Origin of the sequence: Streptomyces sp. NBC_01341 (assembly GCF_035946055.1) — a bacterium.
Taxonomy (GTDB): domain Bacteria; phylum Actinomycetota; class Actinomycetes; order Streptomycetales; family Streptomycetaceae; genus Streptomyces.
The window spans coordinates 5,214,198-5,234,126 of sequence record NZ_CP108364.1 but is presented as its reverse complement, the minus strand read 5'-3'; the positions used below and the strand labels follow the sequence as shown (position 1 = coordinate 5,234,126).

Annotated in this window: 20 protein-coding genes and 1 tRNA gene; 14 read left to right on the top strand and 7 right to left on the bottom strand. The window is 71.6% G+C overall.

Annotated features, from left to right (window positions below; all coding sequences use genetic code 11):
* Nucleotides 1-300 precede the first annotated feature (300 nt).
* A complete protein-coding gene (locus OG206_RS22985; protein WP_327119062.1) occupies nucleotides 301-777 on the top strand; it encodes a GNAT family N-acetyltransferase in 477 nt (158 codons plus the stop codon).
* A gap of 79 nt (nucleotides 778-856) precedes the next feature.
* Here the strand turns inward: OG206_RS22985 and OG206_RS22980 are convergent, their stop codons facing one another.
* Nucleotides 857-2,902, bottom strand: coding sequence for an MDR family MFS transporter (locus tag OG206_RS22980; protein ID WP_327119060.1), 2,046 nt, complete (start codon nucleotides 2,900-2,902; stop codon nucleotides 857-859).
* Nucleotides 2,903-3,040: 138 nt separating this feature from the next.
* On the opposite strand from OG206_RS22980, the gene OG206_RS22975 reads away from it, so the two are divergent.
* The 6 genes from OG206_RS22975 (at nucleotide 3,041) to OG206_RS22950 (ending at nucleotide 9,168) form a co-directional block, all read left to right on the top strand.
* Nucleotides 3,041-4,009: a peptidoglycan-binding domain-containing protein gene (locus OG206_RS22975; RefSeq protein ID WP_327119058.1), complete on the top strand. Its 969-nt coding sequence runs from the start codon at nucleotides 3,041-3,043 to the stop codon at nucleotides 4,007-4,009.
* A gap of 184 nt (nucleotides 4,010-4,193) precedes the next feature.
* On the top strand, nucleotides 4,194-4,856 hold the full coding sequence (locus OG206_RS22970) for an HAD-IA family hydrolase (RefSeq protein WP_327119056.1): 663 nt from the start codon (nucleotides 4,194-4,196) through the stop codon (nucleotides 4,854-4,856).
* Nucleotides 4,857-5,266: 410 nt separating this feature from the next.
* Nucleotides 5,267-5,926, top strand: a complete 660-nt coding sequence (locus tag OG206_RS22965) for an HNH endonuclease family protein (RefSeq protein WP_327119054.1) — start codon at nucleotides 5,267-5,269, stop codon at nucleotides 5,924-5,926.
* Nucleotides 5,927-6,024: 98 nt separating this feature from the next.
* The gene (locus tag OG206_RS22960; RefSeq protein ID WP_327119052.1) at nucleotides 6,025-7,701 is read left to right on the top strand and encodes an alkaline phosphatase D family protein; all 1,677 of its coding nucleotides are present in this window, start codon (nucleotides 6,025-6,027) and stop codon (nucleotides 7,699-7,701) included.
* Between the two features lie 112 nt (nucleotides 7,702-7,813).
* Nucleotides 7,814-8,272, top strand: coding sequence for a DoxX family protein (locus tag OG206_RS22955; protein WP_327119050.1), 459 nt, complete (start codon nucleotides 7,814-7,816; stop codon nucleotides 8,270-8,272).
* 236 nt (nucleotides 8,273-8,508) lie between these two features.
* A complete protein-coding gene (locus OG206_RS22950; protein ID WP_327119048.1) occupies nucleotides 8,509-9,168 on the top strand; it encodes a DedA family protein in 660 nt (219 codons plus the stop codon).
* Between the two features lie 18 nt (nucleotides 9,169-9,186).
* Here the strand turns inward: OG206_RS22950 and OG206_RS22945 are convergent, their stop codons facing one another.
* The 4 genes from OG206_RS22945 to OG206_RS22930 form a co-directional block, all read right to left on the bottom strand.
* Entirely contained in the window at nucleotides 9,187-9,408 is a 222-nt protein-coding gene (locus OG206_RS22945; RefSeq protein WP_327119046.1) for a DUF2277 domain-containing protein, read from the bottom strand.
* 73 nt (nucleotides 9,409-9,481) lie between these two features.
* A complete protein-coding gene (locus OG206_RS22940) occupies nucleotides 9,482-10,825 on the bottom strand; it encodes a DUF1254 domain-containing protein (RefSeq protein WP_327122368.1) in 1,344 nt (447 codons plus the stop codon).
* 34 nt (nucleotides 10,826-10,859) lie between these two features.
* Complete coding sequence (locus tag OG206_RS22935) at nucleotides 10,860-11,303, bottom strand: DUF7144 family membrane protein (RefSeq protein ID WP_327119044.1); 444 nt, start codon at nucleotides 11,301-11,303, stop codon at nucleotides 10,860-10,862.
* 132 nt (nucleotides 11,304-11,435) lie between these two features.
* Nucleotides 11,436-11,651, bottom strand: a complete 216-nt coding sequence (locus tag OG206_RS22930; protein ID WP_327119042.1) for a hypothetical protein — start codon at nucleotides 11,649-11,651, stop codon at nucleotides 11,436-11,438.
* 209 nt (nucleotides 11,652-11,860) lie between these two features.
* On the opposite strand from OG206_RS22930, the gene OG206_RS22925 reads away from it, so the two are divergent.
* The 6 genes from OG206_RS22925 (at nucleotide 11,861) to OG206_RS22900 (ending at nucleotide 17,267) form a co-directional block, all read left to right on the top strand.
* Nucleotides 11,861-12,070 (top strand): hypothetical protein, encoded by a 210-nt coding sequence (locus OG206_RS22925; protein WP_327119040.1) that lies wholly within the window; start codon nucleotides 11,861-11,863, stop codon nucleotides 12,068-12,070.
* Nucleotides 12,071-12,188: 118 nt separating this feature from the next.
* Entirely contained in the window at nucleotides 12,189-12,827 is a 639-nt protein-coding gene (locus tag OG206_RS22920) for a flavoprotein (protein WP_327119038.1), read from the top strand.
* A gap of 24 nt (nucleotides 12,828-12,851) precedes the next feature.
* A complete protein-coding gene (locus tag OG206_RS22915; RefSeq protein WP_327119036.1) occupies nucleotides 12,852-13,364 on the top strand; it encodes a hypothetical protein in 513 nt (170 codons plus the stop codon).
* A gap of 118 nt (nucleotides 13,365-13,482) precedes the next feature.
* Nucleotides 13,483-13,908, top strand: a complete 426-nt coding sequence (locus OG206_RS22910) for a hypothetical protein (protein WP_327119034.1) — start codon at nucleotides 13,483-13,485, stop codon at nucleotides 13,906-13,908.
* Nucleotides 13,909-14,103: 195 nt separating this feature from the next.
* A complete protein-coding gene (locus tag OG206_RS22905) occupies nucleotides 14,104-16,653 on the top strand; it encodes a hypothetical protein (RefSeq protein WP_327119032.1) in 2,550 nt (849 codons plus the stop codon).
* Entirely contained in the window at nucleotides 16,650-17,267 is a 618-nt protein-coding gene (locus tag OG206_RS22900) for a hypothetical protein (RefSeq protein WP_327119030.1), read from the top strand. The genes OG206_RS22905 and OG206_RS22900 overlap by 4 nt, the downstream gene beginning before the upstream one ends.
* A gap of 45 nt (nucleotides 17,268-17,312) precedes the next feature.
* Here OG206_RS22900 and OG206_RS22895 read toward each other — a convergent pair whose 3' ends face one another.
* Entirely contained in the window at nucleotides 17,313-17,681 is a 369-nt protein-coding gene (locus OG206_RS22895) for a hypothetical protein (RefSeq protein ID WP_327119028.1), read from the bottom strand.
* 260 nt (nucleotides 17,682-17,941) lie between these two features.
* Between OG206_RS22895 and OG206_RS22890 the strand changes: the two genes are divergently transcribed.
* Nucleotides 17,942-18,628: a hypothetical protein gene (locus tag OG206_RS22890; protein WP_327119026.1), complete on the top strand. Its 687-nt coding sequence runs from the start codon at nucleotides 17,942-17,944 to the stop codon at nucleotides 18,626-18,628.
* A 1,030-nt stretch (nucleotides 18,629-19,658) separates the two neighbouring features.
* Here the strand turns inward: OG206_RS22890 and OG206_RS22885 are convergent.
* Nucleotides 19,659-19,733: transfer RNA gene (locus OG206_RS22885), tRNA-Val, on the bottom strand.
* Nucleotides 19,734-19,929 lie beyond the last annotated feature (196 nt).

The window sequence follows — 19,929 nt, the reverse complement described above, 5'->3', positions numbered from 1 at the left end:
CCTCCCAGTTCGTGCACGGTCCCCTCGACCCGGGTATGTGCGGATGAAGCCTTGCATTGCCCTATGAGGTAGACACAATCAACCCCCTCTTCGCCTGACTGTCACTACGAATGTGCCGGAAGAATGCGGGGACACGGCCTGCCGGACTCCTCGCGCCCCACCCGTGCGGGTGAGCGACCAGCACCTCTGTGCGCAGGGTGACGCCGGACGGCTGCCGCACCGTTCACGTCCTCCGCCGGCGGTGCCCGCACCCGTGTCAATTGGTTCGTCATCCCGTCGCGCCACACCGAGAATGGCCCCATGACCTGGACCGTGACCCCCGAACACTTCGCCGGTCCCGAAGCGCTCCTGCTGCGCCGGGACTACTACGACGAGGTGGCGAGCCGCTACTGGGGCCGCCCGGCCACCGGCGCGGAGATCGACGAGGGCCTGACGGACGACGGCGTCGAGCTGCTCGCCCCGCCCACCGGGGAGTTCCTGGTGGGCCGGTACGACGGCAGGCCGGCGAGCTGCGCGGGTCTGCGCGTGGCCGGTGAGGGAATCGCGGAGCTGACCCGGGTGTACGTCCGCCCCGGGTTCCGCTCCACGGGCGGCGGCGGGCTGCTGCTCGCGGGCATCGAGAGCGCGGCGCGGGCGCTCGGGGTGCGGCGTATCAGGCTCGACACGCGCAACGACCTGGTCGAGGCCCGCGGGCTGTACGCGAAGCACGGATACCGCGAGGTCCCGGCGTTCAACCGGGAGCCGTACGCGGAACACTGGTTCGCCAAGGAGCTGTGAGGGCCGGGGTCCGCAGTCCGCCGGGCCCGTAGGAGTTCCGTGGGACGGCCGGCCCCTGCGCCCCGAAGGGGCGGGGAGGTCAGCCGGCCCAGTGGTCGCGACGCGGCTCCGGCATGTGCGGCCGTTCCTTGCTCGACCCGCTCACCTCGGCCGTCAGCTCCGTCACCAGGTGGACCAGGTCCGTGGGCCGGTCGGGACCCCACCAGTCGCCCAGCAGTTCGGCCAGCGACTCCTCGCGGGCGTGCGACAGCCGCACCACCGCCTCGGCGCCCGGCTCGGTGAGGACCAGTTGCATGCCTTCCCGCCGGGCCAGACCGCGCTCCTCGATCTGCCGGGCGGCGGAGGTGATGACCCGTAGCGGCACGGGGGCGATGTCCGCGAGCAGGGCGGGCTCGACGGTGCCGTGCCGCTTGATGCGCAGCAGGAGCCAGCTCGCGGCGGGCTGGAGGTCGTATCCGGCCTTGGCGGTGATCTTCTCGTAGATCTCCCGGCGGCCCTCACGGGTGGCGAGCACCGACAGGGCGCGGGCGCACTCGTCGTAGGAGGAACGCTCCACCGGGTTCGTGGCCAGGGTCTCGCTCACGTCGGGCGCGGTCACCGAACCGCGCAGCGGTTCCTCCTTGAGGAACCAGGCGAGGACGAACGCGACCAGGACGACGGGCGCGGCGTAGAGGAAGACGTCGGTGATCGAGGTCGAGTACGCGCCGAGGACGGACGGGCGCAGGTCCGCGGGGAGCCGGTCGATGGCCCGCGGGTCGGCGGAGAGCGACTCGACGTCGACACCGGCCGGGAGAGAGCGTCCGCTGAGGGCTTTCTCGAGCTGGCCGGTCAGCCCGTTGGCGAAGATGGTGCCGAAGATGGCCACGCCGAACGATCCGCCGATCGACCGGAAGAACGTCGCCCCGGAGGTGGCGACACCGAGGTCCTCGTACGTGACAGCGTTCTGCACGGTCACCACCAGCACCTGGATGACCATGCCGAGCCCTGCTCCGAAGACGAAGAAGCACAGGCTGGTCGTCCATGTGGAGCTGGTCTCGGACAGCCGGCCGAGCAGCAGCAGGCCGACCGCGGCGACGGCGGTCCCGGCGATCGGGAAGACCTTCCACCGGCCCGTACGGCTGACGATCTGGCCGGAGACGGTCGAGGTGAGCAGCAGGCCGAGGACCATCGGCAGCAGGTGGACACCGGACAGGGTCGGGCTGATGCCGTGCACGATCTGGAGGAACGTCGGCAGATAGGCGAGCGCGCCGAACATGGCGAAACCGACGACCAGACTGATCGCGGCGACGAGCGTGAAGGTCCTGATCCGGAACAGCTTGAGCGGCAGGACGGGTTCTGCCGCCCGGCGCTCCGCCGCGACGAACGCGACGATCAGCACGACGGAGAGGACCGCGAGGCCGATGATCTGCGCGGATCCCCAGGCCCACGTGGTGCCGCCGAGTGAGGCGGCGAGGACCAGTGAGGTGGCGGCCGAGGCGATCAGCAGCGTGCCCAGGTAGTCGATGGTGTGCTTGGTGCGCCGGACGGGGATGTGCAGGACCGCCGCGATGACCACGAGTGCGACGACACCGATCGGCAGGTTGATGTAGAAGACCCAGCGCCAGCTGAGGTGCTCGGTGAAGAAGCCGCCGAGGAGGGGGCCGAGCACGCTGGTCACACCGAACACCGCGCCGAAGAGACCCTGGTACTTGCCTCGTTCGCGCGGTGCGACGATGTCGCCGACGATCGCCGTCGACAGCACGATCAGCCCGCCGCCGCCGAGTCCCTGCACCGCGCGGAAGCCGATCAGCTGCGGCAGGTTCCGGGCCACCCCGCAGAGGGCGGAACCGATGAGGAAGATGACGATGGCCGTGAGAAAGAGCTTCTTGCGTCCGTACTGGTCGCCGAGCTTGCCCCAGAGCGGTGTCGCGGCCGTCGCCGCCAGGATGTACGCGGTGACGACCCAGGAGAGGTGCTCCAGGCCGCCCAGCTCGCTGACGATCGTCGGCAGGGCGGTGGAGACGATGGTCTGATCGAGTGCGGCAAGCAGCAGACCGAGGAGCAGGGCACCGATGGCCACCAGGACACTCCGCCGTGACCGCCCCTCACCCGGTGCAAGGGGCGGCGGGTTCAGCTGCTGGGCCATGGACATCTCCTCGGGTCCGCTTCACCCCATCCTGGCCGCAACATGCCGTTATGGCCTGCCGAGCAGCGGTACGGCCGTCGGGCCGCTCCGTGGCGGCCTGCATAATCGCAGGCAGTTCACAGGGGAGGGGAACCCACGATGACCGGACACATATGCCCGGAGTGCGGCGGCAAGCAGGGTACGAGACCCGGGGCGGAGTGCGCCTGCGGCGACCGCACGGCGTCCGGGGAGGCCCGGCGGGCCGCCCGCTCGGCGGAGACGGCGGCGGCCGAGGACTTCGACCCGCTGCGGATCCGGCCGTACGTGACGCTGCACAGCGACGACGCGCAGGACCACGACACCCCCGCCGGCGGGACGACGATGCCGCTGTTCCCCGACGGGGCCCCGGCCGCGACGCCGCACGCCTTGCCCGGCCCGCTGCCCGACGCCGTGGCCGTGGACGAGAGCCGCCGGCGCAGTGCGGCCGCCTACGCGGGCGAAGGTCCCGATCCCGTGCAGCCGCGCCGTCGACGGCCGTTCGCCGTGGTAGCGGTCGGTGCGGCCGTGGCCGCCGTGGTGGGCACGGCCGCCTTCGCGGGTGGCCTGTTCGACGACCGCGGCGGTGACGACGCGGCCCTGCCCGAGGTCACGGCGGAGGTCCAGGACGCCTCGGAGGCACCGGCGAATTCCGTGTCGGAGTCCCCGTCCGCCTCGCCCTCGGCCACGGCGTCCCGCTCGGCGTCCGCGTCACCCTCGGCGTCCCCGGCCCCGTCCAAGAGCGCGTCCGCGTCCCGGTCCGCCGCCGCGCCGACGACGCTCCCGCCGCCCTCCGCGTCCGCGTCCGCGACGTCGGTACCCACGACGCTCGCGGCGGCGCCCCCGGCCCAGGCGCCGGACGGCACACTGCGGCGCGGCGACAGTGGTGCGGAGGTCGCGGAACTCCAGCGACGCCTGCAGGAGATCTGGGTCTACCGGGGACCGGACGACGGCCAGTACTCGGACCGCGTGGAGCAGGCCGTCGCGGAGTTCCAGCGGTGGATGTCGGTCCGGAGCGACCCCTCGGGGGTCTACGGTCCGGAGACCCGCCAGGCCCTGGAGTCGCGGACGACCGGCGAGGGACGCCACTGACGGCACACGGAGGCGGTACGCCTTTCCACGGCACCCCGGGGCACCGGATTGGCGTTTCGGGCGCCGTTTTTGTATCGTGGAGGAACAAAGTAGCCTCCGCCCGTTTCCCCTGACCGGCGGGCGGGGCTACTTGTTTTCTTCACCCACAGCCGTGAGCTGTTCCCCCGCCCCCTGGAGCACGCCGATGCCCGCCACCGTCCTCGAAGCCCGCGCCCTCCTGCTGGACATGGACGGCACCCTCGTGAATTCCGACGCGGTGGTCGAGCGCTGCTGGCGCCGTTGGGCCCTCGCGCAGGGGCTCGACCCCGTGGCGGCCCTCAAGGTGGTGCACGGCCGCCAGGGCTACGCCACGATGGCCGCCCTCCTGCCGGACCGGCCGATGGAGCAGAACTACGCCGAGAACCGGATCATGCTCGCCGAGGAGACCGCCGACACCGAGGGCGTGGTGCCCGTCGCCGGGGCCCCGGCCTTCATGGCGTCCATCGCCACCCTGCCGCACGCGCTGGTGACCTCGGCCGACGAGGCGCTCGCACAGGCCAGGATGACGGCCGCCGCCCTGCCGATGCCCGCGACCCGCGTCACCGCGGAGCTGGTCGGCGCCAGCAAGCCGGACCCCGAGGGCTTCCTGAAGGGCGCGGCCGAACTGGGCTTCGCCCCGGCGGACTGCGTCGTCTTCGAGGACTCCGAGGCGGGCATCATCGCGGGCCGGGCGGCCGGCATGCGCGTCGTGGGCATCGGCCCCCGCGCGGCGGCCCTCTCCCCCGACGCCCACGTGGACGACCTGACGCACCTCCGGGTGGAGGCGGGCGCGGACGGGACGATCCTGCTGCACATCGACGCCCGCTGACCCTGGGCGGCCCCGCCCGCACGACGTTGCCGCGCCGGTCACCGGTGACCGCCCGCCACCGGGCGCGGTCACCGGTGATTCGCCGTTCCGCCGTCCGCACGGCGACGGCGAACACCAGTGCCAGGAAACACCGCGAGGGCTCCGGGAGTGAACCACCCGGCCGATGAGCAGGAATACGCCGCCGAGCCGCGGATCGGCCCGCTGTCCCGCCGTTGAACTGTCCATCCGTCAGTCCTTTTGTCCGAACAGACTTCGGACGGGACGTCAGAACGATCGTCCCGCCTCTTGATGTGACGTGCGCATGTCGCCACTCTGTTACCTGGCGACCACCCCACCGAAACCCGGCGCCGCCACGATGGCCTGGCTCCACAGGTCGCCCGCCAAGGTTCCCCCACATCAAGGGAGTTCGCATGTCCGGTATCTACGCGCGTCGCAGCTACGGCCGCCGCATAGCCGTCGTCGTCGCCTCGGCCGCGCTCGCCGCCTCCTCCGGGCTCCTCACCGCCCCGGCCGCACAGGCCGCGATGCCCACCCCGGTCAGCGCCTCGACCGCCCGCACCTACCTGAGCCAGCTCACGGTCTCCACCGAGGGCTCCTCCTCCGGCTACAGCCGCGACAAGTTCCCGCACTGGATCACCCAGTCCGGAGCCTGCGACACCCGTGAAGTCGTGCTCAAGCGGGACGGCACCGGCGTGGTCCAGAGCTCCACCTGCGCCGCGACGAGCGGCAGTTGGTACTCGGAGTACGACGGCGCCACCTGGACCGCCGCCTCCGACCTGGACATCGACCACATGGTCCCGCTCGCCGAGGCCTGGCGGTCCGGGGCCAGCGGCTGGACCACCGCCCAGCGCCAGTCCTTCGCCAATGACCTGACCCGCCCTCAGCTCATCGCCGTCACCGACAACGTCAACCAGTCCAAGAGCGACCAGGACCCCGGCGAGTGGCTCCCGTCGCGCACGGCGTACCGCTGCACCTACGCGCGCGCCTGGGTGCACGTGAAGCACTACTACGGCCTGAGTGTCGACTCCACCGAGAAGAGCGCCCTGCAGTCCGTACTGAACGGCTGCTGACCCTCCCCGCCCCCCGTCCGGGGCGGCCGGGTCCCGCCCTCCTCCGTCGTTCCGTACCCTTCGGAACCATCGGCCACGGCGACGCGAGGAGGGCACACATGAGCGGGCTGCGCCTGGGACCACTGCTGCGGTACGTCGACTGGGAGACGGGCTCACGGGCGACGGTCTGGGTGGAGACCACCAGGCCCTGCACGGCGGAGGTCCGCTGCACGGACGGGGCGGGAGGCACCGCCGCCACGTTCGCCGTACAGGGACACCACTACGCCCTGGTCGTGGTGGACGGCCTGACGCCCGGCTCGACGACGGCCTACGAGGTGCTGCTCGACGGCCGCCGCGTATGGCCGCCCGAGGACTCCGGCTTTCCGCCGAGCACCATCAGCACTCCCGCCGTGCCGCAGCCGGAGGAGGCGGGGCCGGTGCGGGTCACCTTCGGCTCCTGCCGCTGGGCCGCCCCTCCCGCCGACGGCCACGACCCGGTCGGCGCCGACGCGCTGGACACGCTGGCCGCCCGTCTCGCCGCCGACCCCGGGGCGACCCGTCCCGACGTGCTCCTGCTGCTCGGCGACCAGGTGTACGCGGACGAGACGTCACAGGCCATCCGGCGTCGCATCGCCGCCCGCCGCGACCTGAGGGAGGCGCCGGGCGCGGAGGTCGCGGACTACGAGGAGTACACCCACCTCTACGACGAGTCCTGGCGCGACCCGGACGTGCGGTGGCTGCTCTCCACGGTCCCCAGCTGCATGATCTTCGACGATCACGACGTCGTGGACGACTGGAACACCAGCGCCGCCTGGGTGCGGGACATGCGCGCCACCCCGTGGTGGCACGAGCGGATCGTCAGCGGACTCATGTCGTACTGGGTCTATCAGCACCTCGGCAACCTCTCCCCCGAGGCACTGGAGGCCGACCCGGTCTACGCGGCCGTGCGCGCGGTTCCCGACGGCACCGAGACGCTGCGCGAGCACGCGGCGGCGTCCGACGCCGACCCCGCCCGGGCCCGATGGAGCTACCGGCGCGTCTTCGGCCGAGTGCGACTGATCATGGTGGACACGCGAGCGGCCCGGGTCCTCGACGAACAGGACCGGTCGATGCTCCGCGACGAGGAGGCCCGCTGGCTGCGCGCGGAGATGCTCGACCGCCCGGACTCCTACGACCATCTCCTGATCGGCACCTCACTGCCGTGGCTGCTGCCGCCCCTGATCCACGACGCGGAGACCTGGAACGCGGCGCTGTGCCGGGGCGAGCGGGGCGGACGCTGGGCGCGCCTCGGGGAGAAGGTGCGCCGCGCATGCGACCTGGAGCATTGGGCGGCCTTCCCGGAGTCCTTCCGCCGGCTGTCGGAGCTGCTGCGGGAAGCGGGGACGGGATCCGCGGCTCCCGCGACGGTCTGTGTGCTCTCGGGCGATGTGCACCACGCTTACATCGCGGAGCCGCGGTGGCCCGCCTCCACCCCGGGCGGCACCCCCGCCGCGCACGTCCTGCAGCTGACCTGCTCCCCCGTCCACAACTCCGTCCCGGCGTCGATCCGTCTCGGCTTCCGCTTCGGCTGGAGCAGGGCGGGCCGGTGGCTCGGGCGGGCGCTCGCGGCCCACGGACGCACGGGGCCCCCGCCGATGCCCTGGCGCAGGACCGGCGGCCCCTGGTTCGGCAATCAGCTGATGACCCTTAGCCTGCGTGGCCGGAAAGCGACTCTGACATTGGTACAGGCCACATCCGGCCCCGCCGGAGCCCAGCTGGAGACTGTCTTGGAGCGCTCTCTCACCCCGGAAGAGTGACGGCTACTTTCAGCCAAACGACTGAATGTTGAACTTGTAAGCACTACTGAGGCATTCCTAACCTGATGGGCCCCGCTCGGTTCACGTCCCCAAACCGAAGGAGCCCGTCACCATGTCCGTACGCCTGAACCAGGCCCAGCCCTACGCACTCGGTCTCTTCCGCGCAGTCATCGGATTCCTCTTCGCCTGCCACGGCGCGGCGGCCCTCTTCGGAATCCTCGGCGGAGCCATGGGCGGCGGCACCGTCCCCGTCGGCACCTGGCCGGGCTGGTACGCCGCCGTCATACAGCTCGTCGGCGGCACGCTGGTCGCACTCGGCCTCGGTACCCGTGCCGCCGCGCTCATCGCCTCCGGATCGATGGCGTACGCCTACTTCAAGGTCCACCAGCCCGAGTCGCTGTTCCCCCTGCAGAACGGCGGCGAGGCCTCGGCGGTCTTCTGCTGGGCCTTCCTGCTGATCGCCTTCACCGGCCCCGGCGCGGTCGCCCTGGACCGGCTGTTCTCCTCGCGGGCCGGCGCCGTCCGGCTCAGCGGATCCCGGACCGAGCCGGCCAGGCCCGTCTCGGTCTGAGCTCTCGCGCCGTGTGTGCCCCGGCCCCCCGGTCCTGGCGGGGGGCCGGGGCACACACGGCCTGGACGGCGGCGCACCGCTGCCCGCCGGGAACCACGTGACCTGCACAACATCATCCGCACATCGGCGAATGCCTGGTGACCGCAGGCGTACGCTGTACAGCTGAGCCTGCCGCTCCTGCCGCTCCCCTGCGACGCCGCGGCGTTGACGCGAAGAACCGGGAACGGGGAGTAGAAGTGCTGGAGAGTGTGGGCGCGCTGACAGGCAGCCCATGGATCTACGTGGTGGTCGCCCTCTCGGTGCTCCTGGACGTCTTCCTGCCCGTCCTCCCCAGTGGCGTGCTCGTGATCAGCGCCGCCACGGCCGCCGCCGCGAGCACGACGACGGTCACCGCGGCCGCGGGCGAAGCCACCCGGCACGTTCCGTCGCTGCTGGTCCTCACCCTCTGCGCGGCCACCGCCTCGGTGCTCGGCGACCTCGTCGCCTACCGCCTGGCCTGGCGCGGCGGAGACCGCCTCGAACGTGCCATCGCCCGCTCCCGCCGCCTCACGTCCGCGCAGCAGCGCCTCGGCACCGCCCTGAGCCGTGGCGGAGGGGCCCTCGTCGTCGTCGCGCGCTTCGCGCCGGCCGGCCGTTCCGTCGTCTCCCTGGGCGCGGGCGCGGCCCATCGCAGGGCGAAGGATTTCCTGCCCTGGTCCGCCGTGGCGGGCGTCGCCTGGGCGGTCTACAGCGTCGGCCTCGGCTACTTCGGCGGCCAGTGGCTGGGCGCGGGCTGGCTCGGCACGGCCGTCTCCGTGCTCGCCCTGTTCGTCGCGGGAGCGCTCGCGGCCCTCGTGATCCGTCGCCCCCGGGACACCGCGGCGATCCCCTCGGCGCGAGCCGCGGCCGGGACCTGAGAGCGAAGGCGCCCGCGGTCAGACCCGCGCGGCGCCCCTCACCTCCAGTCCGTCCAGCAGCCGCCGGGTCGCGTCGGCGATCTCCTCGACGGCACGGTCGAAGACCTCCTGGTTGTGCGCTGCGGGCGCACGGAAGCCCGACACCTTGCGCACGTACTGCAGGGCGGCGGCTCTCATCTCCTCCTCCGTGGCCTCTTCAGGGATGGCGGGCGGTCGAAGCGTCTTGATACTGCGGCACATGACTCCAGTGTGCGGCGCGCCACTGACAACGTGCTCCTCGGCGTACGCGCGACGCCCGCGGGACGGCCGGGCACTACGTCCCGGGCCCGTCCCTCAGCCGCTCGACCGGCGGAATGACGTAACTCCCGTCGAGAACGTCCCGCTCGGGAAGGTACAGACGCATCACCGGACGGAACGCGCCGGGCGGCACGGGAAGCCAGTTCGCCGCCCCGGCCGCCTCCACGGGCCGCTGCGCGGACAGGTGCAGGGTCAGCGCGCCGTCCTCGCCGTACACGAGCCCTGGGGTCCGGCTCCCCACCGCGTGGCGTTCCTCGGGATTCGGGGCCAGGTGGCCACCGGGACCGTCGTACACCGTCACCGACCAGAACGCCCGGACGGGCGGCGGCTTCACGAGGCGGAGCGCGTAGCTGTGCGCCCCGTCGAAGGGCCGCCCCCGGGAGTCGTGCGGCGTGTGGGCGTCCACGGCCTCGTAACCGTGGGACGGCTGTCCGGGCCACCGCGCCGCCACCGCCCTGAGCAGGTACGAAGCCTCACGGTCGGGCACCTGCCACTCGGGCGGACCGATCGTGCCGACGCCGAAGTGGTCCAGGTTGTAGTCACGCAGGTGCGGTTCCGTGTGCCAGGAGCCCTGCGGGCCGCCCGCCTCCGCCGACCGCAGGGCCCCCTCCACCCGCGACCGGCCGAGCGCGAGTCCCCGCGTCAGCGCGCGCACGAGCCAGGGCGGGGCCGAGACATAGGGCGAGATGCCCTCCTCCAGAAGGCCGAGCGGCTGGAAGCGGTCCTGGTAGGCGCGATCGGCCGCGGCGGGCGGGAAGTCCGCCATCCACACCCTGAGCTCCTCGAAGAAACGCAGCTCGTCGGGCACCCGGGACTCCGCCGAGGGAAGCCCGGTCCGGTGGGCGCGGTCTCCCAGATGCGTGAGGGTGAGCTCCTGTTGGAGCGACCGGATCCGCGCCGTGTCGTCGGGGCCGTCGCAGGCGAGACCGCCGACGAGGGACACGACGGACGTGGGGGCGTCGATCACCCCGGACAGTCCCTCGGGCACGGTGCCCGCCCATCCGGGCGGCACGACCAGCCAGTCACCCTCCCCGGCGCCCGTGGCCCGGGTGCCCAGGTAGGCGAAGACGTTGCTCCAGGCGTCCACGAACCGCAGGACGAAGTACGCGCCACCGGTGTCCGGCACATGGAGCCGTACCGGCCCGCCGGACAGATCGAGCTGTGCGAGCGCGTCGACGAGGTCGGCGGCCGCGAAGGGCACGTGGGTACCGGGTGTGGCCGGCCCGTCCGCGTGGGCGAAGGCGTTGAAGGGCGTGGGTTCGGGCGCCCCGCGGCTCCCCTGGAGACAGGCCCGGACCTTCCACAGCCGGTGGACCAGTGGTGCCCCGTAGACATACGCGTCCGCGGCCAGGGCCGTCATGCCCCCCGTCGTCGCGGACGTCTCACGGATCACGTCAGTAGGCCTCCTTCGGGCGGTCCGGGTGGTCCGTGCACAGGGCCCAGATCACGAACGCGTCGATCGCGATCGAGACGATCGCCCACACGGGCTGGTAGGGCAGCCAGATGAAGTTGGCGATGATGTTCAGCGCGGCGAGACCGACGCCCGCGCCACGGGCCCAGGCGGCGCCCTTCAGGATGCCCAGGCCGACGATCACGAGGATCACGCCGAGGACCAGGTGGATCCATCCCCACGACGTCACGTTGAAGGCGAACGTGTAGTTGTTGACGACCGCGTAGACGTCGTCCGTGGCGATGCCCGCGATGCCCTTGAAGACGGACAGGAGACCGTCGACGAGCAGCAGGACTCCGGCGAACATCGTCCCGCCGGCCGCCCACGCGCCTCCGTGTCCGGTGCCGGTGGGCCGGGAGTTTCCGGGGGCGGGAGCTGACTGAGCCATGAATCCTCCACTCGGCAGGCGAACGGCCCGACGGGGCGACGGGCAGGACCGACCCTGTGCGAAGGGCGCCCCGGCGACGAGCCGGAGGCCCCCGTTCGGGTGACGCGGTCCGCTCACCCACCGGCGGCGGAGCTACGTCCAGGTGTCGAGGTCGCCGCCCCGCCACTCGATCAACTCCGGCTGGTCGAGGTCGATGTCGCTGTCGCCCGCGGCGAACCCTGCCGCCCGCAGCAGGGAGGCGACCTCCCCACGTCCGTGCGCCAGCCCGACGATCCGGCCGTGGACCGTGACGCGCCGCCCTCCCGTCGACGAGGGCGGATAGACGATCACGGGCGGGTGTCCGGACATGCCTCCACGGTCCCTCGCGCCCCGCCCGCGCGCATCCCGGAGCCGCCGGCACCGGAGACGGGCGGTGAACCGGAGGAGTCGGCTGTCCGGCCGCGACCGCGGACCGCCCGGAGGGAAGGGCCGGCGAGGCGAGGTGAAGGGAACGGGGTGGCCGGCACGGTGCGGTAAATCCGTTGCGGCCGGGCCGGGGGTCGGCTTCGATCACGGAGATGACCGATGGCGCGACCTTCGATGCCGCCGACGACGAGATCGTCACTCATCGGGTGCTGCCCGGAATCACGGTGATCCGGGAGCACTTGCGGTGCTCGCTCCACGAGGCGCTGGTGGTCTTCGCCGACCGTTACACGGTGCTGCGCGCCGAACGCCCCGGCGACTTCACATGCGGTCATGAGGCGTACTGGGAGGGTTTCCACTCGTGAGACCGCCTCACCGGCCGGCCGTGGAAGGCGAGGGCGACCGCGGACAGCCGCTCCGGACTCGGGACCCCTCTGCTGTACTGCTCACGCGTCGGTACGGACGGAGCGAGGGTGGCGAGGCATGAGGACGGGCAGTCGTGGCGTGCTGGCGGTCGTGGGTGCGGCGGCCGACGGCGTCGAGATGCTGCGCACCGGCCTGGTCGAACCGGCCACGGCCCTCGGCTGGACCGTGGCCGTGACCCTGACCCCGAACGCCGGGCGGTGGCTCCGGGCGAACGGTGAGGTGGACCGCCTGGAGCGGCTGACCGGCCTGCCGGTGCGCGACACGCCGCGCCTACCGGCCGAGCCCCGCCCCCACCCGGTCGCCGACTGCTTCGCCGTCGCCCCCGCCAGCGCCAACTTCGTCGCCAAGCTCGCGACGGGCATCGCGGACAACCAGGCCCTGACGCAGGTGGGCGAGGCGCTGGGCACGGTCGGCGTACCCGTCGTGATCTTTCCCCGGGTGAACGCCGCACACGTACGGCACCCCGCCTGGGACGGACATCTCGCGGCGCTGCGGACGGCGGGCGTCGAGATCGTCCAGGGCGCCGGTGTCTGGACACTCCACGAGCCGCGCGAGGGGCCGGCGGTGCGCGAGCTCCCGTGGGCCGCGGTGCTGGACGCCGTCACGCGGCTGACGGCGGGCTCCGCCCAGGACCCGCGCGAGCCACGCGCTGCCGGGACCCCGGCGCCCGGTCCCGGGCACGAGTCCGGGCCCTGAGGGCTGTCCCGTAGGCTCGCACGTATGGGTACCGCCATAGCCACCATGGTCACTGCCGTCGTCGGGGTGCTGGGCACACTCTCGGCCCCTCTGGTGACCACCTGGGTGACGAGGCGTCAGAGGATGGCGGACAGTCAGGCCGAGGAGAGCAGGCGGCACTTCGAGGACCGGCGCGGCGCGTACACCGCCATGAACCGGGCGTCCCGCAACTTCCACACCGTGCTGAAGGACGCCCTTCACCGCCTGCGCGACGGCGTCTACACCGACGACGAACGCACCCGGGTCGAGGAGGCCCGGCGGGACTACCGGGACCGTTACGCCGAGTCGCAGATGATCGTGCCCGAAGCCGTGCTCGCGGCGTCCCGTGAGGTGAACGTCGTACTGGCCGCCGTCGACGCCACCGCCAAGCGCATCGACCGCGGCCTGGCCGGGGACGGCGAGAGCGCGGAGCAGGCACTCCTCGATCTGAAGGCCGCGGAGCCCGCGCTCACGGCGATGCGCCGGATCATGCGCGAGGACCTGGGGGTCGCCGACTGACCACGCGCAGGACCGCGCTCAGGGGCAGCGCGCGGTGCGGCCCCCGGACCGTCGTACTCGGGTGGAACTGAGTACGTGCGCCCTGTTCCGCAGTGGAACGAGCCGGAACGCTGTGGCCATGTCCACAGGAACCCCGAAAACGACTTTCCAGCCGCTGTCGGCCTTCGCGCTCGCCGTAATCGCCGCGGCCTCATGGGCCGGCTGGCTGGGCTGGGACCAGCACCGCGATGTCCACCCGGACGGCTCGACGACGGGCCCGTACGAGGCGTGGCAGGTGATCGGACTGGTGCTGACCTTGCTGGTGGCGGTGTACTGGGCGGCCTCCCGGGGCCGCGTCACAGCTGCCGTGACCGGGATCAGCGTCGGGCTGACGGCTGCCGCCGGCTACGACTGGTCGGACGACTCCAGCGGCCTCTTCGCCGTAGGAGTGACCCTGATCCTGATCGGGAGCCTCTTCGTGACCACCGCCGTCTCCCTCGCGGTCGCCGCCCTGCACGGGCACCTGGGCGACCGGAATCGCGGCGGCGGACGGACGGGGGCCTGAGAGTACGCTCCGCCGCCGCCCTTCTCCGCCACGCGCAGGGCCCGGGTCCCGGCAGCCGGCCGGCGGCCCGCCCCTGTGCGTGGAACCGGCACGTGCGGCCCCGCAACGGGCTTGGTTGGGCCCGGATTTGGGCCCACGGGCCCATCTGGCAATCGCCCGGGTGATCTAGCCTCGGCGCGGGGGGGTGGGACGGTTATGTCCTTCTACGTTGGTGCCACCGGTACGGGCGGAGCGGTACGCCGCACCATGCCACAGCAACTCGCGGTCGCACGCCTGCTCGTGTTCGTCCTGTTCGGGGCCACGCTCGTGGGCGGCGTCGGGCTGCTGCTCTCCGCGGCCCAGGTGGACGCGCTGGGCGGCCTGGTGCTCGGCACCCTGCTGTACGCGGCGGCGCCCGGGGTCACCGGGTGGATGCTCGCGCGCCGGGCGTGGACGGGCGGCAAGGGGGTCCGCCGAGGGCTGGTCGCCGTACAGGTATGGCTCGTCCTCGGGGCGCTCGCCAACGTACGGGACGGCTCGCCGCAGGGCTTCACCCAGCTCCTGCTGCCCGTGGTGATCCTGGTCTTCCTGTGCACGAAGGACACGCGGGAGTGGTTCCGCTCGGCGCCGTCCGAACGCGAGGAGCAACCGCCGTTCTCGCTCCCCCACATGCTCACCTGGCGTCGCGACCGGGGTCAGTCGGCGGTGGAGTACACCGGCCTGGTCGTCGTGGTCGCCGCCGTCATCGCCGCCCTGGTGCTCAGCGGCGTCGGCGCACAGATCTCCGGCAGGCTGCAGGAGGCGATCTGCTCCCTGGTCGGTCAGTCCTGCCCGGCGGGCGGCAGCACGACCCAGGCGGGCGGGGACACCGAGGAGAACCCGGCCGGCTCCACGGACCAGGGCACCGACGGGGGCACCACCGGCGGGGGCACCCAGGACGGGCCCGGTGGCGGCCCGCCCGGCTCCGAGGACGACGAGTCAGGTGACCCGACCGACCCGTACGAGCCCATCGGCGACGGCGGCAAGAAGGACAACGAGGGCGATGACGGCGACGACGACAAGAAGGAGGAGTGCTCCGGGTTCTGGGGTTGCACGGCCGACCAGCTGGGTCAGGTCGGCGAGGGCCTCTTCGTCGACGGCGTATGGGGTGACCTCACGGACACCTGGGACACGATCATCCACCCGATCGACAGCGTCACGGGTTTCGCGGACTACGGCAAAGTGCTCGGCGACACGTGGACCGAGGGCACCGGTGACGCCGGCGACAAGTGGGACAAGGGCGATTACTGGGACGCGCTGACCGACTGGGGCGGGAGCGGCGTCGACGTCGTCGTGAAGCCGCTGGACGACATGTTCCTCGGCGACGACGTACGGGAGACCTGGAACAGGGGCGAGGAGACCCAGGCCGTCAGCAACGTCGTCTGGAACGTCGGCTCGCTGTTCATCCCCGGCTACGGCGAGGCGAAGGCCGCCGCCAAGCTCGGCAAACTCGGCCGCCTGGGCAAGATCGCGGGGGCGGTCACCGAGGCCGTCGACAAGGCGAAGGACGTGACGAAGCGCGCCCGCAAGGCCGCGGACGCGGGTGACGTCAAGGGTGCGCGGGACGCGGCCGACGAGGCCCAGGACATCGCCGACGACGCGAAGAAGAAGGTCGAGGAGGCGGGGGAATGCAGGCTCGCCGCCCTCGACGGCGCACGTCTCGTACCGTACGGCGGCGGGATCCCCCGGCCGCTGGGCGGCCCGGGCGGCGGCACCCTCGTCCTCGCGGCAGCGCCGGGGGCTGTTCGGGTGGGCTTCGTCGCCGAGGACGGGCCGGAGCCGTGCAAGGGCGCCGAGGCGGATGACGCCCGCGAGGCACAGAAGGAGGCGGACGACGCGGACAGGGCGGCCGACGCCGCCGAACTCGGCGACGTGGCCGCACGGCTCAAGCAGACGATCATGGATGCCCGCGACAAGCAGAAGACACCCAAGTCGGACCGCCTGACGCTCAACGAGAAGGGCATCGACAACCTGGTCGCCAAGGCCAAGGACGATCCCGACTACAGCAAGGGCGAGTACAGCAAGCAGGAGCTGGCAGCCGCGCTGAAGGACCTCGACGCCATGCTCAACAACAAGGCGATCGACACCCAGACGCGGGGATCGCTGGCCTCCGAGGTGCTCAAGGCCGGCGACCGGCACAAGCTGGCCGAATCGATGGCCGAGGTACGCGCCGCACAGCGGGCGGTCTCCGAGGCCGCCGACGGCACCAAGGTGTACGGAGCGGTCGGGGCCAAGAAGGGCCGGCAGTCGGTCGACATGGGCGACGGCACGACGGTCGACGTCAGCGGGGTGGACGACGTGGACGTCCTCTACAAGGGGAAGGACGGCAGCGTCCACGCCGTGGAGGTGAAGAACACCGCCAACGCGGCGACCAAGTACACCGTTCCCGCCCAGGCTGAGCGGCTGGCCGAATGGGCCAGGCAGGAGGGCAGCACGCCGCCCCGGGCCGCGCGCTACGAGATCGAGCAGCAGAAGGACTGGCACAAGATCTTCGACGGTTACCAGACGGACAAGAAGAACAACGTCACCCCGGGGGGCACGCCGGCGCAGACCTTCGCGGAGAACGGCCTCGGCGTACGCATCGCCGGGCAGGACTTCACACCGCAGCAGATCAAGGCGATGGACGACGCGTGGAACGCGAAGAGCGACGCGGACAAGCAGGCGGCCCTGGGCTCCGGCAAGATGAACGACCCCAAGAGCGCGATGGAATACCTGGGAGTCAAGTGACCACCGAAGCCGACGGGACGCCGCTGCTGCCGCACGTGCTGCAGGCCTACCCGTACCCCTGGGACAACGCCTTCATCTGGACCTCGGAGAAGGAGGACGAGGAGACCCTCGCCTACGCACGGGCGGTGCTGGAAGCCTGCCTGCCGCAGCGACCGCTGCCCGAGCCCGAGCCGCCGGAGGAGGTGGCGGTGCACGACTCCTCCGAGTGCGGCTATCCGGAGTGGACCGAGATCCGTGCCGTGCTGCGGGAGCGCATGCCGTACGCACGACACGTGACGGCCGAGCGCATGGCCGACGCCGAGGCCGAGTGCGCCCGCCGCGGGCTCACCACGGCGGACTTCGAGGAGGTCTGGACCCGGCGCATCACGGCCTGGATCGCCGAGCAGACGCTGTACTGGTGCGGCCTCATGGTCGATGACGAGGCCGCCCTGACACCGTGGCTGATGAACCTCGCGGAGCAGTACGTCGAGCGCGGTATGGCGGCCGCGAAGGCGGTGGGGGCGCTCACCTGCACCAGGTCGGTCCCGGAGAGCCGTGCGGCGCTGGCGAGGCTCGCCGCGCACGAGGGGCTGCCGGACGAGATCGGCGAGTTGATCCGGGACGGGCGGAACTGAGACCCCGTACCGTCGGGCCCGGGCACCGCCAGGGCACCTGCCGCGTTACTGGACGCTGAACCTGTGCGGGTGCCCGGGATCGGTGGGACACGCGAAGACGTTCAGGAGGCCGTCCCGGCCGACCGCGAACTTCGTCGGACAGGGGTCGCGCAGGTCCTCCGCCGTGTCCCCCTCCTCGACGGGCATCCAGCTGCCGTCGCGGCCGTCCCACTCGCGGCTGCTGACGGTGATCAGCAGGATCGTGGGGGCCGCGCAGGCTTCGCAGTTCATGGGAGAGGGATCGGTCGTGTACCACGAAGGGAACCCGCCCACCCGGCAGCCCTGGGGCATGGACAGGTCGTGGTGGTAGGTGACCCACTCGTCGTCCAGTTCCTCCTTCCCGGCCCTCCGCTCCTGGACTCCCTCCCAGGCCATCGATCCTGGCCTCGAGCCGGGAGGGCAGGGAGCCGGCGTACGGGAAAGTGACGACCTGCTCCGGGTGCAGCCCGCACGGCTCGGCGACCGAGCCCTCGAAACCGACGAAAACCGGCTCGGGGTGCGCGCCCAACGCCTCGACGACATCATCGGAACGGCGCCAGCGCACGTGGGGAGCGCTCACGTAAAGCGTCGCCCCGTCGATCCGATGCCCGCAGACCATCATGACGCCGAGCAGACGACCGTCGCGGGTCACGGAGATGCACGCGAAGGCATCGATGGGCACGCTGCAACCCGAGGTCGCGGCGGCCAGGGCGACGCAGACCACGAGGACACTGTTGTGGTCCTGTGGCCGGTCGATCGGCTGCATCGGCGTGGACTGTGCCGTCGCGCTCGACGCGGGCCGGCCGCTGACAGCGTCGCCGGCTGTCGGTGCTGCATGGCACTGTGCCGTCATGACGACATCGACAGAGCTCACGCTCTTCGCCGACTACTTCCAGATACATGTAGCCGATGCGGATTCAGACGGTGACCTGAGCGACGCATGGACGGACCAGGCGGTTGCTGATCACCTCGCGGTCGCACCGGACGCGCTCGGCATCGGCACGTCTGTCAACGTCGACGTATCTGTCACGGTCGATGTCCTGGCTCAGGAACCGAGTGATGACAGCGCGGAATTCGATCACGTGGTTGAGGCCGGCCTCATCGTGTCGGCGGGCCGGCTGAGGATTCTTGGCTGCACGGACTACGGCCCGGAGGCCGCGACGTTCGAAGTCCCGCCTGGGGGCAATCGGGTCCGCGTGTCCCGGAGAAATCTGGCCCGGGCAACTCAGGCCGACGTCGACTCCCACAAGACCCCCGAGACGACCGAGAAGGTCCGTATCCAGGTGTGGTCGAACCCCGAGCTGACGGCAAGGATCATCAAACGATGGTCTCGGAGCCTGTAGGCAATACGCCCGTAAGACCACAACTGCCGTGGTTGTCAGGGCGGATGAAGGAACAGCGTTGCTACTTCGCGGAGTAGTCGAACTGCTCGTCGGAGGGGGCCTGATAGTGGTGGCCTGCGACTACCGCAACGTTGCCCTTTGGATCTGGGATTGGGCGGACGTGGTGGTGACGAGGAGGTCCCGATGGGGAACGCCGTGGAAGAGCCCTGACCACATGCGAATCGGGTTCGGTATCGCGGGAGCCGCGTTTGTGGTGCTGGGCCTGGTGACCGCAGCCGGCTGACAGCGCGGCCACCCGATCTGCATCTGCGGCCCGCATCCTTGCCAGATCGATCCAGTAGGTTCGTCGGCCCAGCTCAGGCGGCTTGCTGCCTTGGCCTCGGGGCCAGTGAAGTCGCCCTATGGCCGATGCCGTTCGGGGCGGTCGGAGTCAGCCGCTGATCTCACTTCGTGGTCGCAGACCCACTGTCAGATCCACTTGGTAGCTTGCTCGTCATAGGCCGGTCGGAGAACCCATGAGGTCCGCGGCTAAGGGGGGTGGGCACAAAGGTCCCCGGGTCCACCTCGGGACTGTGAGCCTAAGGCCGTGGCATCCACCCCCCTCTCCCCCCCCCCTTTTTGCACCAGCCACAGCCCCACCACTCACCCCAGCCGCCTTCGACCCACACACCATGGAGCGGACGTGGTTCAGGACGCCACGCTGGAGCGCGCCACTGTAAGAACGGCCTCGACGCCCCGGGCCCGCGGAGTCTGCGCGCCCCGACCGGAGGCATCGTCTTGAAGCCGCGGGCGTGGTCTCATGCTCTACGGGCCTCTGCGGGCGCGCGTAGACGGTGGCATCGCCGAACGGGCCGAAGGCGGGAGCGCGGGCGCAGCCAGCACTGGGAGCGCGCCCGGCGGAGAGGAGTGCAGCCGGGTGCCTTGACCGAATACCGAAGCCGCAGCGTCCCGATCGTGGGTGACCGCGCCCGTTGGTGTCAGAAGTAGATGTCAGAGGCCCCCAACCATGATCGGTTGGGGGCCTCTGCACTGGTGGGCGCGGACGGTTTCGAACCGCCGACATCTGCTTTGTAAGAGCAGCGCTCTACCCCTGAGCTACGCACCCGTGGATGAGCCAACAGGTTACATGGCCCGGGCCCCTCGGCGGCAATCCGGTTCCTCGCCCCGCCCGCCGGCGGAGCCCACCCTCCGTACGGGCGCTGCACGGGTGCTGCACGAGCGCGCACCGGGCGGCCGGGGTACGGGGGCTAACCCCACCCCGGAGACGGTAGGCGTCCGGATCGTTCCGGGGGCGGTGCTTT